Below are 16,925 nucleotides of genomic sequence, written 5' to 3' on the forward strand. Positions count from 1 at the left end.
GAATTGCGATCGCTACTTTTTTTGAGTCAAGCAAAAAACTGCGATCGCATCATTGTTATTCCAGCTTAAACACATCTGCTAGTACGCTGCGATCGCCCACCAGTCTGTTGTTTGCTGGCGAGTCATAAATAATTAACAATGAAGGTATGCCAATTACATCCTGAAATAAAGTCATACCCTCAGCATGGTCATCCCGATTTCCATAGGGGATTTCTTGTACGAGTTCTGGATTGTTAAGAACATTTTCTGGCAAATTTACACCATTTTTCCAGCGATAAACTTGCACAGGCCCATCTAAATCCATTGTTGGGCCAGCTAAAATCAAAAAGTCTTCACCATCAATGATTAAATCTCGAATCCCTAATCCATTCAACCAGACAAAATGCTTTTTATATTCCTTGTTATCTTCTCCAATTTTTCGCAGTTTCATCAGTCCTGGTTGAGACTTATCTAACTCTATTTCCAGAATTACAGCCCAACCCCGCACAACTGGCCCGCGTAAACCTAGAAAAACGCGATTTCGATCGACAGCTAACCCTTCAATATCAAAGCCGTTATCTTTCCCTGGAATTGCTGCTTGAATAAATGACCCTAAATGAGAGTCATTTTCTAAAGCTGCGATCAGCAAGTTACCTCGGTCTGTCACCTCTAGTTTCGCAGCACTCAACTCTATCTCAGGATTTTGAGGGTGTGGACGAGATGAAAACAACTTCCCATCCACAAGGGGAATCCTTGCAAGAATGTAGCGGTTGAGTTCCGATTCAATTTTTGCTAATCTAGAAATATTTTGCAAATCAGTTTTATCGGACTTAGGTTTTTTGCGCTTGTAGCTATGAGAACCAACTAACCATAAGTAATAATCGGCATAAGCCAATCCTTCAATATCAACTTCTTCATCTTCATTTGCAGGTAAACCAATGAATTCTGATACCCTAAATTGTTGGTGGTCTGTAAATTTATCGGTGTCAACTAAAGAGAGACGTTCAATTGTTGAGGTTTCATCTGACCCCAACCATAAGTGGCGATCGGGAGTTAACCGTAAAGCAGAAAGGTCTTTCCTATGTTCTTGAAAACTCTCAGCAAACGTGAGAGAAACTTGATGGAGTAAATGCGAATTTGGCATGTTAGTTAGTCTGTCAACTGAGGAAGTTGTTAATCCTGATATTTTGATGTATGAATTAATACTTTGCAATAAAAAATGTCTCATTACCTAATTTACATGCAAATCAGTTAGGTAAATGTGTCATTTAAACTAATAATAGCAACTGTATATTTCCATAAAAATATCAAGTGTCAAGGGTAATAATCATACTTATAGCTAAAGGACAATTTTAAAAACAAATATCGAAGGATAGATGGAGTTTTTTAACTAATGCTATTATGCAATAACCTGATTAAGTAGGTTATTGCTATCAATTATGAAATTAGCTACAGAACCAACAGTAAAAACTCTAGGAGACTACGCATACCAAGCGATCCAAAAACACTTAAAGAAAACCTTGAAGTGGGAAAAATCTGTTAAGAAAGATGAAGATCCGGAAGCGCTACATCAAATGCGAGTGGGTATGCGTCGCCTACGCACAGCTACAAGTAGGTTTGAAATAGCATTAAGTTTGCCAAAGCCAGCCAGAGATAAAAATATCGGTAAAATTGCTCGTCGTCTTGGTAATCTCAGAGACTTAGATGTGCTAAAAGAAGCTTTGAAAACACTTTATCAACCACATTTGCCTCACAAAGAACAAAAATCTTTGGAAACAGCTTTTGATGCTTTGGCAAAACAACGTAAAGATGCATTGTCTACTGTGCAAACAACATTAAAGGACGAATCTTACAAGTCTTTAAAACAAGCATTAGAAGAGTGGTTAGATAAACCTAGCTATCAACCTGTAGCTTCTCTACCAATTCAGCAGGTACTACCTGATTTACTATTACCTGAAGTGAGTCGTTTCTTACTACATCCAGGGTGGCTAGTTGGTACTCAAGTTGTGGATTCAGAGGTAACAGTCCACACCAACTGGAAAGCAGAAAAACTAGAACAACAATTGACAACTCAAGGCGATACTATTCACGATTTGCGGAAACAAGCTAAACGCGTGCGTTACCAAATGGAGTTATTTACTGACTTATATGGTGAGTCTTACGCTGCTTATATTGCCGAAGTGAAGAGTATTCAAGAGATTTTAGGTAATATCCAAGATATTGCAGTTATGAGTGAGTGGCTTACGGATGTTTTCCAATCAGAAATTCACAAAGAATTACCAACACTTGCTGCTTTGTTAGCAGAAAATCGTTACAAATCGTGGCAACAGTGGCAACCTTTGCAGGAAAGATATTTGAAAGCTGAAAATAAACATAGTTTTCATTTGACAATACTGCATCCTCTTTAGAAAGAAAGAGAAATTGTCAAAAAACAGGTTAAGTACAAACTATTTTCTGTTCGCCGTTAAGTGCTTTTTTGTGACAATTATTTGCTAGTTGATTTATTTAGAATCATCAGAACTAAGACCTTTGCTGAGTTTTTTCTTTATTTGATGAAGTTGAGACTAGCGGCGAGCAGACAAACTAATAGGAGATTCAAGGGATAACACATAAACACTGCTCTGGGGAATCTGCACAATCCGAGTATTTTCTGGGGAACGCATGCCAGCCAGCAATCCTACAGCACTCCCTAGCATGGCTCCTCGGTCAAATTCATCTGGATCGCCTTGGTTCAAAAAGCCTAATGTACTGCCCCCAATCCTACCCCAAATGGAACCATTTTCTACAGCTTTGTCATTAGCTCGCTTATGGGTAATGGTAGTGCCAGGAATAGTTTGACTTGATGCTTTAATCGAGACAATTCGACCATTAATCACCAAAGATTGCGCGACAATTTTAGCGCCTCCATCTGTTGGTTTGAGGACAATTGTTACAGGAGTATTTTCCGCTGCTATGGTGTTACCTTGAGCATCTTTAATTGCATTAGCTAAAGGAACAGTGAGGGGATAATCCTTTTTTTGCCCAACATCTATGGTAATGGATGCGGGAAATGAGATAATAATTGCTGTATCTTGGGGAATACTAATTTCTTCACTAACAGCTTGGGGCTGAGGTTGCGCCAACGGCTGAGTCGGAACTGTTTGAGCGCTAGCTGGTAGTGTAACTGCACCAAACAAAGACATAGAAAAAGCAAGGCTCAACAACATTTGTGTTTTCATAACCGTTTCTTCCTTAGATATGAGTACTTTGTTTCGGGTTTGAATCCTTCACTCAATTCATAGGTTGGTTATTTTTGGTTTATGCAGTCGGTCTTGAAAATCTGAGTTCTAAGAAGCCACTGTGGTGATGTAATATCGTTTTGAGGTCAATTACCAGATACTGTCTGAAACTTATTTGCTGAACCCAAGGAATAATTTTCCAACTTAAAATCGGCAAAAGATTTATTTTCTAACCTATCTCTTAAAGCTTCATCTAAAATTACACCTGCTGAATCTTTTTTAACGCCAATAATAATTACACTTCTCTGATATCGAGTTAAATCTCGATTTTCTTGACAATCCTGGCGTTGAAATTGACCGAGATTTAATAAACGATAACCTTTAACACTGGGCGTATTATTAAATAACTTTTTGGCTAAAAGTTGTACTTGCTTGGAACGCTCTAAAGCTCTGCGTTGTCCAGTTGTCACATTCACTTCACAAGCAGCTGTACCTACAGAAATAATTTCACTAGGATTTTCCATTATATTCTGTATACCTTCTTGCTCTAAATTTAATTTTAAAACTTCAACACTAATAATTTTATCGTGATATTTTAGTTGAAAGTTGCTACCTAAAAGCCATTTATATTCTCCTGACAAAACAGCTATATTAAATTTGGCAGTTCTGCCTTGACTATCTCTACCTTCTTGATAAGAGAAGTAATCTATCTTGCCTTTTCTTTCTGGAAATTGACCGTAATTTACAGATGTCACCAATTTTGGATAGCCTGTAACTAAGCATATTACATTGAGTAATGCCAACGATACTAACAGCGCGGCAAATAGTGCTGGTAGAGGTAATTTTTCTGGTTGTTTTGTTGGTAGCAAAGGTGTATGAAATTTTAGCCGCGCTAAATCTTCGCTTTGAGAAATACCTAACGTCCTGATTCCAGACTGTTGCTGTTCAATTGCCTGGCTATTAACAGGACGTTTTCTCACCTCTGACATTTTTAGCTTTTGTTCTAATTTAGAACCGTCGATTTTTTCCATTGCTATACAGTGCAACACTAAACCATTTCTAGTTTGATACTGGAAATAATCATAGACTTTGGGAATGCTAGGATGATTCATCTGTCCCAATACATCCGCCTCTTGCCTAAACATTTCTAATGCTTTAGGGTCGTTTGCTAAATTCTCGTTGAGTACTTTAATGATTATTGGCGTGTCTTGTTCGTATGCTTCATAAACTTTGCCAAAGCCAGTTTCGTCGTTCAACAAGTGCGTGACGCGATAACGCCCAAGTAATTCCAGTGGGGAACCACAATTTTGACAAAAACGGTTTTTATGATTGTTGGGGTTATTGGGTTGAGGACAAACCGGATTGATACAAAGGCTCATGACTGGCTGAATCTGTGGTACAAAGTAGCGATCGCTCACTTATATTCTTCTGCTAAGAAAGCTGCTACAGTCCGGTTAAATGACTCAGGACAAGTCAAAAAAGGCCAATGATTGCCGGGAACTTGGCACAGACGTAAGTTTTTGAGATAAGTTTTGTAAGGTTGGAGTTGCCAATCTTGGCGGTTAACACCTTTTTCTGGCTGGACGAATAATGCAGAAATATCAAGGGGGATTGTAAAACCAGGGACTCGCATTACTTCTGCAAAAATCTCATCGCGGGCGGTAACAGTAAACTTGCTACCCCAACTACCATCTGCTTTTTCTTCAATTCCTGCTTGAAAAACTTGCTGCTGTAGGGGTGTCCATTCTTGATATTGGCTTAACTGACGCGCTTGTTGTTCTGCTGCTGCGTAACTAGCAAACGGCCCCATACCTTTAAGAAAAGGTAAGACGCGGTACAAAATTGGAAATGTCAACTTGAGGAAACCAGGCATCTTCCAGATGAAAATCGGATCGACCAGAATCATACTCCGCAAACGCTTGGGGTTTTGCCTTGCCCAAATAGCAGTTAATTTACCCGTCCAAGAGTGACTGATAACATGGGCAGAAGACCATCCCAAGTCATCCATGAGTGCTTCTAAATCTGCGATCGCACTTGCAAAACTATAATCTTTCTCCGGCTTGCTGCTTTGGCCGTGACCGCGCATATCCGGCGCAACTATGTGATAGTCTGCCGCGAGGTAATCACCTAAGCTAGACCAAACAAGGGCGTTGTCAGCTAAACCATGTAATAGCAACACGGGTTCTTGACTCTGATGCCACTCTAAATAAGAAAGTTGAATATCAGACTTGAAAAAAGTCCGACGTACAGGTTCAGCCATACATCTACCCCAGGAAAGAGAATTTGGCGCTTATATGTTACAGCGAAAGCCTTTGTCTACCAAGGGTAAAGATAAAATTATCAAGGTATCGATCGCAATTATTCGTTCGTTATTAATTCGCAGGCGATCGTTGGTATAAAAAAACCTCAAATTCTTATAATGCAAGAATTTGAGGTTTTTACTCTTAGAGAGTTCTGATTAATTACTCAATCTCAGTTTTAGTTCGTCGCAAATAAAACATCAACCCAGTAGTTACTCGACTGGTAAGTGGAGTTGGGAAATGCAGGGGTCGAACTATAGTTATATACACCGTTACCCCCACTAACTGCATTACTGAGAGCGTGCAATGGTGGATTATCTACGCCAGCGTTAGTAAAGTATCCTTCATCTACGGAGTAGTGTCCGACATTAGTGTGGTATGACGCAACATAAGTAGTATTGGCAGTAATTGCTATAGGAGTAGTAAAGTTGACCTGCTGCCAACCTGAGGCAGTCTCGTTAGTAAAAGTTGCTCTTGCCAACTGCGTACCAGTGCTGCTCCACAAAGTGCCGACATGAGTACCCGTGTTGCTTGTACTCTTATAAAATCGGATACCCTTAATCGAGCCGTTGACATCCGAGCGGAACTTGACACCAACCTCAATAGCAGTATTATCGGGATCTGCCACCACAGCAGGAGTTGTTGTGTTATTCCAGATACTAGATGTTACTGGAGTTGTAGTGCCAGCCGCTGTAGTAAATGACCAAGTAAAGTTCGCTGCTAAAGCATTGCCAGCTTGGTCTTTCACCCTTGGATCGGTACTTCCACCTTTAACTGTAGCAGTATAAGTTGTACTAGCTGTTAGCGGACTGCTTGGTGTGAGCGTTGCCGTCCGGCTGCTAGTGTTGTATGTCACATTGGCTGCTACCAGTACGTTGTTCGCTCCCCGCAACTGAAATGTATCAGTATTAACTGTTGATGAGTCTATAGCCTCGCTGAAGGTAGCTGTAACGCTCGACCCCACACTTACGCCTGTAGCACCGCTGCTGGGAGTTATTGCACTTACTGTCGGTGGGGTTGTGTCAGTAACAGTGGTAGTTGTAAACACCACATCGACCCAGTAATTGCTTGACTGGTAAGTTGAGTTAGGAAAAGCTGGGGTCGAGCTATAGATATAAACACCATTAGCTCCATTTTCTCCATTGCTGAGAGCGTGCAATGGTAGGTTATCGACTCCAGAAGTAGCAAAGAAACCACCATCAGCAGCATAATGCCCAACATTGGTGTGGTAGGAAGCTACATAAACTGTATTAGCAGTAATTCCTACTGGAGTATCAAAGTTGACTTGTTGCCAGCCGGAAGTGGTTTCATTAGTGAAGGTTGCCCTTGCTAACTGCGTACCAGTGTTGCTCCACAAAGTCCCAACGTGAGTACCTGTATTACCGCTACCTTTATAGAAACGGATGCCAGAAATGTAGCCGTTAACATCTGAGCGGAATTTAACACCAACGTCAACTGCACTTGTATCGGAATCTGCGGCTACAGTAGGAGTTGCTGTGTTATCCCAGATACTACACGGGCAAGTACGCGTTCCAATTGTAATGGTAACGCTTGCTCCGGGAGACTCAATATTACCGCTATCATCGATCGCCCGGCTCTTAATGGTGACTGAACCAGAAGTATTGGCTCTCCAAGTAAAAGTCCAATTAGCACGACCACTGGCAGGATGCCATGTCGTTCCCCCATCTACTGATACTTCAACCCCACCGATAACACCGCCACCCATATCAGTTGCGGTACCTGTAATCGTGACTTGGCCGCCGCTTTGTACAGTCGTACCAGCAGTGGGTGAGGTAATAGTTGAAGTAGGTTTAGTTGTGTCGCCAGAAGCAGTAGCAGACAACAAGCCATTCTGTAAAGTAGCTGGTTGTACGCCCATATCCGCAAACAAGTTAACACTTGCCTGCTGCATCCGTGGATCTGGTGCGGCGCTGCCATTGTCATGTTTGCTATCCAGACCCCACGACCACTGGTAAGTTCCGGAGCCGAATACTAAAGCACCGCTACTGTGCTTGTACAGTGTGAGGTGGTGGGTTGCAGTACCCGATCCATAGTTAGAACCATTATCTGTGAGGCGCTGCGGTACTTCAACGGTAGTGGATGATAACCGGATCAGACCGGGGGGACGAAACCCATTATCGAGGTCTTCATCCCATTCTGCACCTAGCGTTCCGTTTGGAAGGTTGGCTGTAGCACCTGCCGCCTGCGTAGCAATATTAGTGTTGCGCCAAAAACGCATCTTGCCGTCAGCAGCAGGGACGCTAATGCCGTAAGTGCAGCAATTGACGGTGAAAATTGTGCCGGATAAGGCGTTCTCAGGAAGGCCACCATCACCTGGGGGGCTAAAGCGCGCGTCCCGCCAGCTACCTGTCCAGGTAGGAGGGTCTTTCGGGTCGATGACAGCATTAGCATGGGTCTCTTTATATGAAACCAAAGTGCGATAGGGTGTTGCCGAACTATCAATACTGTTTTCCCAGCGAGTTTTCCAAAAGATTTCGTTACCGCTAAAGAATCCTAGATGAGTCCCGCCATTGCGGGCGGTTTCGACGTTGGCGCGCTGTGCTGCCGACCAATATTCGTCGTGCCCGACCGATAGGAAAACTTTATGATTGCCGATCAAGTTACCACGGCGATCGCTATCAACACCAGTAAAATAACTGACGTTATAACCATTAGCTTCCAGCCACCGCACTAGCGGATACTCGGCGTTAAAGAACCAGTCTGTAGCACCATCGACTACACGGCTGTTGAACGGGCGATTATAGCTAACTTTGTAGGCACGTGGCGGATTAGTACCTGGGCCACCGATATAGAGGCTGTTGCCACCATATGTATTGTATGCCTGCCAAGTTGTATCAGAGGTCTGAAAAAGCACATCTGAAGTACTGGCATCATCCCGAACGATGAAGGGAATATGGCTTGCTCCTCCAGTATCTGGACGCACGGCTTTTGCAAAGTATACCCCTGATGTGGCGGTGGCAGGGACAGCCCATGACGTAGATACTGCCCAGTTACCGCAATCAATAAGTCCACTTGCGGCATTGGTGAGACAGTTTGGTTGGTTTTGTGACTGGTTTACCTGAACAGTTGCTACCTTACGGGCACCATTGCCACTGTAATAACCCATACGGTAGATATCAAGACGGTAGTTAGTAGCAGTTGTTTTAATTTTGAATGAAATTGTGTTTCCCCGATTAACGCTGATATCAGTGGCAAAACCCTGAATACTCGTGTCACCGTCGCCGCTAATATCCCATTCCGTGGAAGGATTACCAGCTTTACAATTCTCAGCAACTATTGAGTTGGCTGGAGAAGCACAGGGATCGGCCGCTAGCACTCTCTGTATTAGCGGTTGAAACCCCACATTTAGCCCTACTGCCAACACAGCCGTTAGCAAGAGTGGGATTATCATGCGAATGAGTCTATTCATTTAGCCTCCTTCAAAGAACAATAAAAGATATAGATATATGTGTAATGTGAATTGAGTGATGAAATCCTTGTAGATTCGTCGATGGTTCCAAAACCAAGATTTTTAACAAGTCTTGAAACCCTTATGGAACAAGAGACTTTTTTAATTCACATTAGGCGTGATATAGAAAATTGATTCAGCTTTAAAAATTTAGGCTAAGAAATTGGGTTTAAAACCCAAATAAATCTTGGAAGAACTTCTTTCCTATTCTTGTCTTTCCAAACCTCCTCCCCTGTAAAGGAGAGGAGAATTTAGCTTTTCCTACCAGCTAGTCAAAGTTTTTCGCATACCCTCAAAAAAGAGAGTGAGAAAAAAGCAACAAAGGTAGCTGGAGGATAGATGTTTAATTACTGAATCAATGCCCTAATTCGTAGTCAATACAACATCGACCCAGTAATTGCTCGACTGAAAGGTGCTGTTTGGGAAGCCACTAGCACCATACTTGTAAACGCCATTGCCTCCACTCACCCCATCACGCAGAGCGTGCAGTGGTGAATTATCAACTCCAGCAGTAGCAAAAAAACCGCTATCAGCAGCATAACGCCCGACATTAGTGTGGTAAGAAGCCACGTAAACAGTGTTAGCAGTAATCGCTACTGGGGTACTAAAGTTGACCTGTTGCCAACCCGAAGCTGTTTCATTGCTGAAAGTTGCACTACGTAACAACGTACCACTGCTGCTCCAAAGATTCCCGATGTGAGTGCCTGTGTTACCGCTTCCTTTATAGAATCGGATAGCAGTAATCGAGCCGTTGACATCTGAGCGGAACTTAACTCCTACCTCGACAGCATCGGTATCATTCTCTGAGGGATTTGTCGGCGTTGCCGAACTATTCCAGATACTTAGAGAAGATTGTGTTCCGCTGGCGGTTGTGAAAGACCAAGTATAGTTCGCAGCTAAGGCGTTCCCTGCTTGGTCTTTCACTCCAGTTGTGCCGCCTTTGACAGTGGCAGTATAAGTTGTGGAAGCTGCTAGTGGGCTACTTGGTGTTAGCGTCGCCGTAAAATTGGTAGCGTTGTAGCTAACAGTCGCTGAGATCGGGGTATTGTTCGATCCTTGCAGCTGAAATGTATTGGTACTAATCGTTGCTGAATTCATAGCTTCGCTGAAGGTAGCCGTGACGCTCGTTCCAGCGCTTACTCCGGTTGCACTGTTAGCAGGAGATTTAGAACTCACCGTTGGTGGAGTTGTGTCCGGCCCTGTATTAGTTGTGAATACAACATCCACCCAGTAGTTGGTTGATTGAAAGGTGTTATTCGGGAAACTACTAGCGCCATAATTGTAAACGCCATTACCTCCGTTCTCACCGTCTCGGAGAGCGTGCAATGGTGGATTATCAACTCCAGAAGCAGCAAAGAAATTGTTATCAGAAGCGTAGTGTCCCACATCGGTATGGTAAGAAGCTACGTAAACGGTATTGGCTGTTATTGCCACAGGAGTATTAAAGTTAACCTGCTGCCAGCCGGAAGCTGTTTCGTTGCTGAAAGTTGCCGTTGCCAACTGCGTACCGCTGCTGCTCCACAGATTGCCGATGTGAGTGCCTGTATTACCGTTTCCTTTATAGAATCGGATACCAGTAATCGAGCCGTTGACATCTGAGCGGAATTTAACTCCTAGTTCCACAGCATTGGTATCAGACGATGATGGGTTTGTCGGAGTTGCCGAACTATTCCAGATACTTTGCGGAGGTGATGTACTTGCAGTGGTAAAAGACCAGGTAAAGTTTGCAGCTAAAGCGTTACCTGCCAAGTCTTTCACTCCCGTTGCTCCACCTTTAATGGTGGCGTTATAAATTGTGGAAGTTGCTAGGGAACTGCTAGGTGTAAGGGTCGCTATGCGGGTTGCCTCGTCATAGGTAACAGTAGCTGCTACTAACGCATTCGCCTGATTCCGCAGTTCAAAATTGCTAGTGTTAATGGTTGTTGGAGCGATCGCTTCGCTAAAGGTAGCTGCAACACTTGTGACAGTACTAACAGATGTAGCTCCGTTGCTAGGGGAAGTAGAGCTGACTGTTGGAGGTGTCGTGTCTTGTGTGTACGTGACTACATAAGAGCCAGCATTACCTGGGAAGAAGGCATACTCAATACCTTTAATTCCCTTTGGTGTGTAAGTAACAGCACTACCATTCCGCGTAATACTACTAATGACTAAATTAGCAAAGTTATTTGGTAGCATTGCTTGCAGACCATTTATACCCGTACCTTGGGTGATTGTAAAGGTTAGGGTGTTGTTGCTCCATGCCAACGAGCCAAATGACGAACTGTTGCGACCATCGAGCCATGTCAACAGTTGCTTGGCAGAGACAATTGGTATACCGCGGGTTTGTGCTGAGGCTACTACTGCGTTGGCCACATCTGAGTTAACGGCATCGGTGTGAGCATTGACGTTGAAAATACCGTAATATCCATCTTCGCCAATTGCCCCATCTAATAGCGTATCAATTGAGGAAGGATATGTTTGTCCTGACTCGTCGGTTAATTGGGTGGCCGAATTATAAACATCAATCATTGTGCCGTTCTGGTTAGCTAAACGCATTGCCATACCAGAGCCAGTAAAGAATCCCGGACGATTATTAACCCAAGTGGGCGGCCAATAGTAGTAGGTTGTGTCAAGCCTAATCCCATGATTAAGCTCAACTTGTGGTGTAGTAAACCAGTCACTCCATACAAGGCAGTGATGTCGTTCGGTGATCGGGGCAGGAATGCTGGCGTATTTGCTAGTAAAGTCGCTCAATTGCTGTGTATAGAACGTCTCCAGCGTCGCTGGTGTGAAATCTCCACAGCCAGTATTCACATGCAACGATACCTCAAAGCCATCAGCAGTGTAACTGGCTGCCTGTTGGCTCGTCAGTGGTGAATTAGGATAGATATATGAGGTACCTCGAATACACTCCCAATTATCAACCGAACATCCAGGTGGACTGCTGGCTTTAAATTGATCGAACCGACCTGCTGTTCCTCCATTGGCATGGTCGTCACCAGTCATGAGTACCACCGCTTTTTTACCTTGTGGGAAATACCAAAAGCGCGGTAGCGGTTTCTTATCAAGATTCATTTTGAGAATCAGGTTTGCTAGCAAGCGTTGTTGCTCGTCGGCCTGAGGAATAGCCACCTTATTTAAATCGACCCAATCAGGTTGGACATCACCACTGGCATTGCCAAAGTACAAGTCATCGGAACGGATAGGTGAAAAACTATCGCGTTCTTGTGTTGCCCAAGCAGGATTACCTTGGCGCGTGTAGATGACGGAACGTGCTAGATCGTAGGTAAAGGCAGCAGCTTGACCGCCATTGCTGCCAACACTTCGCAATGTGAGGGCAGGATTAGAAGTTGCTGTTGTCGCATTTGTGTAAAGCGTAGCAATGCTAGAAGCACCATTAAGGCTGTAGCGATCGGCTGTTCCGTGAAATTGAATAGTCTGGTTTACAAGCCCATTAGCAATATCTGTTGAGGTGTCTAAGCGTAAATAGGCATTAGGAAGTGTGGATGCTGCATCAGTCAACCCCAGCAGGCTAGCAAGCTGCTTGTCAGGGCGCATTGCAATTAAATTACCTCCACCTGTGACCCAGTTGGTGAATGTTGTCACTTGAGTAGAGGTTAGTGTCGTCTCGGCAAGGATGGCAACATCGTAGTTGGCAAGTGTGGTTGCTGAAACTGACGAGATATCGCTGACGTTGAAGGTATTGAGTCCTTCATTTCGCAGAATCTCTGTGTAGTAGTTACTAAAAGGATTAGAAGCATTAGTTATCAGCAAAATTGGCCCGCCAGGAGGTGATGGCACATCGGCAATAAGGGTTTGCTCGCTAGAATTAACTGCTGCTTTGTCGGTTTTAGTAGTTGTCTGATTTTTTAGGCTCTTATTCTCATTTAGATTTAGGTCAATGGGTAATATGCTCGTTGTTTTATCCAGTACTTGAATAGTTCGCTTAATTACACGACTTTTCGCGTCCCAGAATTTAATGTCACCGTTTTCATCAGCACTAACAAAATTGAGTCCATCCGGGCTTAGAGTCAGTCCTTTGATGGGAGCATTATGTCCAATTAGGCTGCCAGTTAAGTTCCCGCTTGTTACGTCCCACTGGGAAAGTTTTTGATCGTCGCCACCTGCAATCAAGGTTTTCCCATCTGAGGTGAAAGCGACTGTCTTAAGTGCTTTAGTAGCTCCACGCAGAACTTTAAGTTGTTTGGAATTTTTGACATCCCCGACATCCCATAGTCGAGCGGTGCCATCATCGCTCACACTGGCTAAGGTTTTTCCATTCGGACTAAATACAACTTCATTGACACTATCAGCATGTCCAAGCAAGGTTTGGATTGTTTGACCTTTCTCTGTATCTGATAGATAAATCAGACCTTGCTCGTCTGCGCTAGCCAAAATCTTGCTATCTGGGCTAAAGGCCAATGCTTTAACAAAGCTTTTATGTTCCTCAACGATATATTTCAACTTGTTGGTCGCTGCGTCCCACACGAAGACTTTGGTATCTTGACCCCCAGTAGCTAAAAGCTTTCCGTCTGGGCTAACGGCAAGTCCTTCGATTGGTTCTTCATGTCCTGTGAGGTTCTGAGTTAGTTTGCCAGTTGTTGCATTCCACCGACGCAGTACAGAGTCTTTACCAACACTGTTCAGTATTCCATCGGAACTAAAGACAACTCCTGTGACGGGGGCTGCTGCTGAGGTAGCGGACAAAGTTTGTTTCTCTTTGCCGGTCGCTGGGTCATAGATTATAACCCGACCATCTTTCGTACCACCAACTAGAGTCTTCCCATCCTTGCTGTAAGCGATCGCAGTTACTGCATTAGAATTCTTTGTGGATTTGAGCGTACTATTCTGAGCGGTAACAGACTCATTGCTCTGACCCCAGAAAAATATCAGTAAGATTGTGAAAAGCGTACAGCAAAATAAAATTATGTATCTCAAACGTCGCTTCATCGCTTCATAATCCTTGCTTGATAGTTGTTATCAATTTGGAATTTTTAAACTTGCAGCCTCCTAATATGTAAATCAACATGGTTTCAATCATTTATTCCGCAGGTTAGCTCGGCAATTTTGCTACTTATCAATCAATGATGTAAAACAAGAGTCTTAATCATTACAGATGATTAAAACTGCTAAATAATTGTCTCGATCGCGTACAAGTCTATTTAGACAATTATGATTTTGACAAAATAACTCACGGAATGGTTAGTGTTTTGAGTTCTTCACTATGCAAAAACTTACTTTGTAGAACTTTTACTTCCAGATTGTTCTCCAAATTGTTTTTTGCTAACAGCAAAAACTCGCTGACACTAACCGCTTTGCCAATTGCAGTATTCATGGTATAACAGACTGATTTGAGGCTGAATAAATCAGTCTCAAACGCTCCAAGACGATTGCATACTCACAATCAAAATGGACAGTTTAGTAAATAGAAAGTACCCTGCACAGCAGAGTAATTTCAATAGTTCGAGATATGGCAAACGCTTACTATTGAGCAGATTCCGAAAGTTAGGATAGTGGCTGATAGCCAGACATTCCTATAGAAAAGAGGCATGTCATTCATTGTCAACAAGGTCTCATCTTTGTAAAACATTAAACTGTATAAAAGCCGCCATTAATAAGGAATACGAAGTCTTGTTATCCTTTATTGTTAGGTTAACTAGTAGATGTTCTTCAATAGGGAAGCATAGCAAAGAGGCTCTTTTGCTTAAAGATTTTTATCTTTGCTATTCACGCTTAATGAAAGTTTTTATACTTTATTCATGAGTATAAAATATTTGTAGTCAAATATACTTAAAGTTTTTATGAATTTTTGAATAAGGTTGATATTGTGCTAATAGATGTTTATTAGTATAAAATTACTATTATCAAAATAGAATTCAAAAATCAAAAGCCAGAATTAAGTATAATTCTGTGCGACTGGCGTATGAATAAATGGGTTGAATACCCTGACGCAAAAATTGCCGAAAAGCCTCATCAATCTGAGTTAAAAAGCCTTTTTATGAGACTGATAACCCCAAATACTGAACTTGAAAATTCTGAATCTTCTATTTAGGCTTTATGCCTGTTAGCAACACCCTTCATGCAAGTATTGGTGTTTCCACGCTATAAAAAGAATAATGAAGATTAAAAAGAAACGAAATACCCTGCGCCAATCACTGGCGGTTTTCCGTTATAGCGGACGGGCTATAGGCTTAGTGTGGAATACTAGTCGCTCTTTAACTATTATCCTGGCTACTTTAACTTTAGTCGCTGGTCTTTTACCAGCAGCGATCGCCTACATTGGAAAGTTAATCGTTGATGCGGTCGTCTTAGCTTCTCAAAGTGGTTCAGAAAGTATTAATTTTGTCAATATTTCTCGCCCTCTATTTTATGTAGGATTAGAAGCGATCGCAGTAGCTTTACTCGCAGGCAGTCAGCGAGGACTTACTGTTTGTCAGTCCTTGTTGAGGGTGTTACTAGGTCAGCGGGTAAATGTACTCATCTTGGAAAAGGCGCTGACACTGGAACTCAGACAATTTGAAGATTCCGAATTTTACGACAAACTCACCAACGCCAGGCGAGAAGCATCAATTCGTCCTTTGTCTTTAGTAAATCGCACCTTTGGGTTGGTACAAAATGCTCTTTCTCTTGTCACCTATGGCGTTTTGCTGGTCAAATTATCAATCTGGTCAGTGGTAGTGCTGGCGATCGCAGCTATGCCTGCATTCATTGCTGAAACAAAATTTGCTGGAGAAGCTTTTCGCTTATTTAGTTGGCGCGCGCCAGAAACCCGCCAACAGCACTATATAGAAAACCTCTTGGCTAGAGAAGACTATGCGACAGAAGTCAAACTCTACCAAATTGGGGAGATGTTGCTAGGACGTTATCACGACCTGTTTCATCAACTCTACGACGAAGACCGCGATTTGACTCTGCGGCGCGGACTGTGGGGATATCTTTTGAGTTTAGTGAGTACCGCCGCTTTTTACATAGCCTACGCTTGGATTGTGATGCAAACCGTAGTGGGTAGAATTTCTTTGGGAGATATGACAATGTATCTCACAGTCTTTCGCCAAGGTCAATCTACTTTCTCTAATGCCCTCACTTCTATAGGCGGAATGTATGAAGACAATTTATATCTATCAAATCTCTACGATTTCCTAGAAGAAGAAGTAGTAAAGCTTTGGGGTACAGCTACCAAGGGTTTAAATCCTCAAGATGGGATTCGCTTTGAAAATGTCTCGTTTACTTATCCAGGAAGTTCCAAGCCAGCATTAAGAAACATTTTCTTACATTTGAAACCTGGAGAGAAACTGGCAATTGTCGGCGAAAACGGTTCTGGGAAGACTACCTTAATTAAACTACTTACCCGCCTTTATACTCCAGACTCTGGGCGGATTTTACTAGATGGCTTGGACTTACAAGAATGGGATGTAAACGTGCTACGCCGTCGTATTGGTGTAATTTTTCAAAACTTTGTCCGCTACCAATTTACCGTTGGGGAAAATATTGGCGTAGGCGATGTGGAATATCTAGAAGACCAAACCCGCTGGCACGTTGCTGCCGAAAAAGGTATGGCTCAACCTTTTATTGAGCAATTGCCTCAAAACTTTAGGACTCAGCTTGGTCGTTGGTTCAAAGGAGGACAGGAACTTTCTGGAGGACAGTGGCAGAAAATCGCTCTTTCTCGTGCTTTTATGCGATCGCAAGCAGATATTTTGGTGTTAGATGAACCAACATCGGCAATGGATGCCCAAGCAGAGTTTGATATTTTCAATCATTTTCGCACTTTGACCAAAAAACAGATGGTATTTTTGATTTCTCACCGCTTCTCTACAGTACGGATGGCTGACAAAATCCTAGTTGTTGAAGCTGGGGAAATTGTGGAACAGGGAACTCACGAGCAATTGTTAAAGGCTGGAGGGCGCTACGCCAAGCTATTTTTGTTGCAGGCGGCGGGTTATCAGTAGGAGAAGGGAGCAAGGGGAGCAGGGGAGGCGG

The 16,925-nt window shown here is 42.9% G+C and carries 9 protein-coding genes; 2 read left to right on the plus strand and 7 right to left on the minus strand.

The genetic code is table 11. The features are described from left to right. Nucleotides 1–55: 55 nt before the first annotated feature. Complete coding sequence (locus I8752_RS12380) at nt 56–1,123, minus strand: DUF3616 domain-containing protein (RefSeq protein WP_214432621.1); 1,068 nt, start codon at nt 1,121–1,123, stop codon at nt 56–58. Nucleotides 1,124–1,418: 295 nt separating this feature from the next. Here I8752_RS12380 and I8752_RS12385 point away from each other — a divergent pair, with 295 nt between their 5' ends. Continuing rightward, nucleotides 1,419–2,387, plus strand: coding sequence for a CHAD domain-containing protein (locus I8752_RS12385; protein WP_214432622.1), 969 nt, complete (start codon nt 1,419–1,421; stop codon nt 2,385–2,387). A gap of 156 nt (nt 2,388–2,543) precedes the next feature. Here I8752_RS12385 and I8752_RS12390 read toward each other — a convergent pair whose 3' ends face one another. The 6 genes from I8752_RS12390 to I8752_RS12415 form a co-directional block, all read right to left on the minus strand. After that, nucleotides 2,544–3,197, minus strand: a complete 654-nt coding sequence (locus I8752_RS12390; protein WP_214432623.1) for a hypothetical protein — start codon at nt 3,195–3,197, stop codon at nt 2,544–2,546. A 146-nt stretch (nt 3,198–3,343) separates the two neighbouring features. Then, nucleotides 3,344–4,576, minus strand: coding sequence for an inactive serine/threonine-protein kinase VRK3 (locus tag I8752_RS12395; protein WP_214432630.1), 1,233 nt, complete (start codon nt 4,574–4,576; stop codon nt 3,344–3,346). A gap of 35 nt (nt 4,577–4,611) precedes the next feature. Beyond that, nucleotides 4,612–5,457, minus strand: coding sequence for an alpha/beta fold hydrolase (locus I8752_RS12400; protein WP_214432624.1), 846 nt, complete (start codon nt 5,455–5,457; stop codon nt 4,612–4,614). A 218-nt stretch (nt 5,458–5,675) separates the two neighbouring features. Beyond that, nucleotides 5,676–8,927: a DUF4082 domain-containing protein gene (locus tag I8752_RS12405; protein WP_214432625.1), complete on the minus strand. Its 3,252-nt coding sequence runs from the start codon at nt 8,925–8,927 to the stop codon at nt 5,676–5,678. Between the two features lie 402 nt (nt 8,928–9,329). Next, nucleotides 9,330–13,895 carry a DUF4082 domain-containing protein gene (locus I8752_RS12410; RefSeq protein ID WP_214432626.1) on the minus strand — a complete coding sequence of 1,522 codons (4,566 nt, stop codon included), beginning with the start codon at nt 13,893–13,895 and terminating at the stop codon, nt 9,330–9,332. 241 nt (nt 13,896–14,136) lie between these two features. Next, nucleotides 14,137–14,280, minus strand: coding sequence for a hypothetical protein (locus tag I8752_RS12415; RefSeq protein ID WP_214432627.1), 144 nt, complete (start codon nt 14,278–14,280; stop codon nt 14,137–14,139). A 781-nt stretch (nt 14,281–15,061) separates the two neighbouring features. Here I8752_RS12415 and I8752_RS12420 point away from each other — a divergent pair. Continuing rightward, nucleotides 15,062–16,894: an ABC transporter ATP-binding protein gene (locus tag I8752_RS12420; RefSeq protein ID WP_214432628.1), complete on the plus strand. Its 1,833-nt coding sequence runs from the start codon at nt 15,062–15,064 to the stop codon at nt 16,892–16,894. Nucleotides 16,895–16,925 lie beyond the last annotated feature (31 nt).

The organism is Dendronalium phyllosphericum CENA369, assembly GCF_016056275.1.
Taxonomy (GTDB): Bacteria; Cyanobacteriota; Cyanobacteriia; order Cyanobacteriales; family Nostocaceae; genus Dendronalium; species Dendronalium phyllosphericum.

Excerpts from the sequence above, each read along its gene's own strand:
- I8752_RS12395 (WP_214432630.1), bottom strand. The coding sequence starts at position 4,576 with ATGAGCCTTTGTATCAATCCGGTTTGTCCTCAACCCAATAACCCCAAC.
- I8752_RS12410 (WP_214432626.1), bottom strand. The coding sequence starts at position 13,895 with ATGAAGCGACGTTTGAGATACATAATTTTATTTTGCTGTACGCTTTTC.
- I8752_RS12415 (WP_214432627.1), bottom strand. The coding sequence starts at position 14,280 with ATGAATACTGCAATTGGCAAAGCGGTTAGTGTCAGCGAGTTTTTGCTG.
- I8752_RS12400 (WP_214432624.1), bottom strand. The coding sequence starts at position 5,457 with ATGGCTGAACCTGTACGTCGGACTTTTTTCAAGTCTGATATTCAACTT.
- I8752_RS12380 (WP_214432621.1), bottom strand. The coding sequence starts at position 1,123 with ATGCCAAATTCGCATTTACTCCATCAAGTTTCTCTCACGTTTGCTGAG.
- I8752_RS12390 (WP_214432623.1), bottom strand. The coding sequence starts at position 3,197 with ATGAAAACACAAATGTTGTTGAGCCTTGCTTTTTCTATGTCTTTGTTT.
- I8752_RS12420 (WP_214432628.1), top strand. The coding sequence starts at position 15,062 with ATGAAGATTAAAAAGAAACGAAATACCCTGCGCCAATCACTGGCGGTT.
- I8752_RS12385 (WP_214432622.1), top strand. The coding sequence starts at position 1,419 with ATGAAATTAGCTACAGAACCAACAGTAAAAACTCTAGGAGACTACGCA.
- I8752_RS12405 (WP_214432625.1), bottom strand. The coding sequence starts at position 8,927 with ATGAATAGACTCATTCGCATGATAATCCCACTCTTGCTAACGGCTGTG.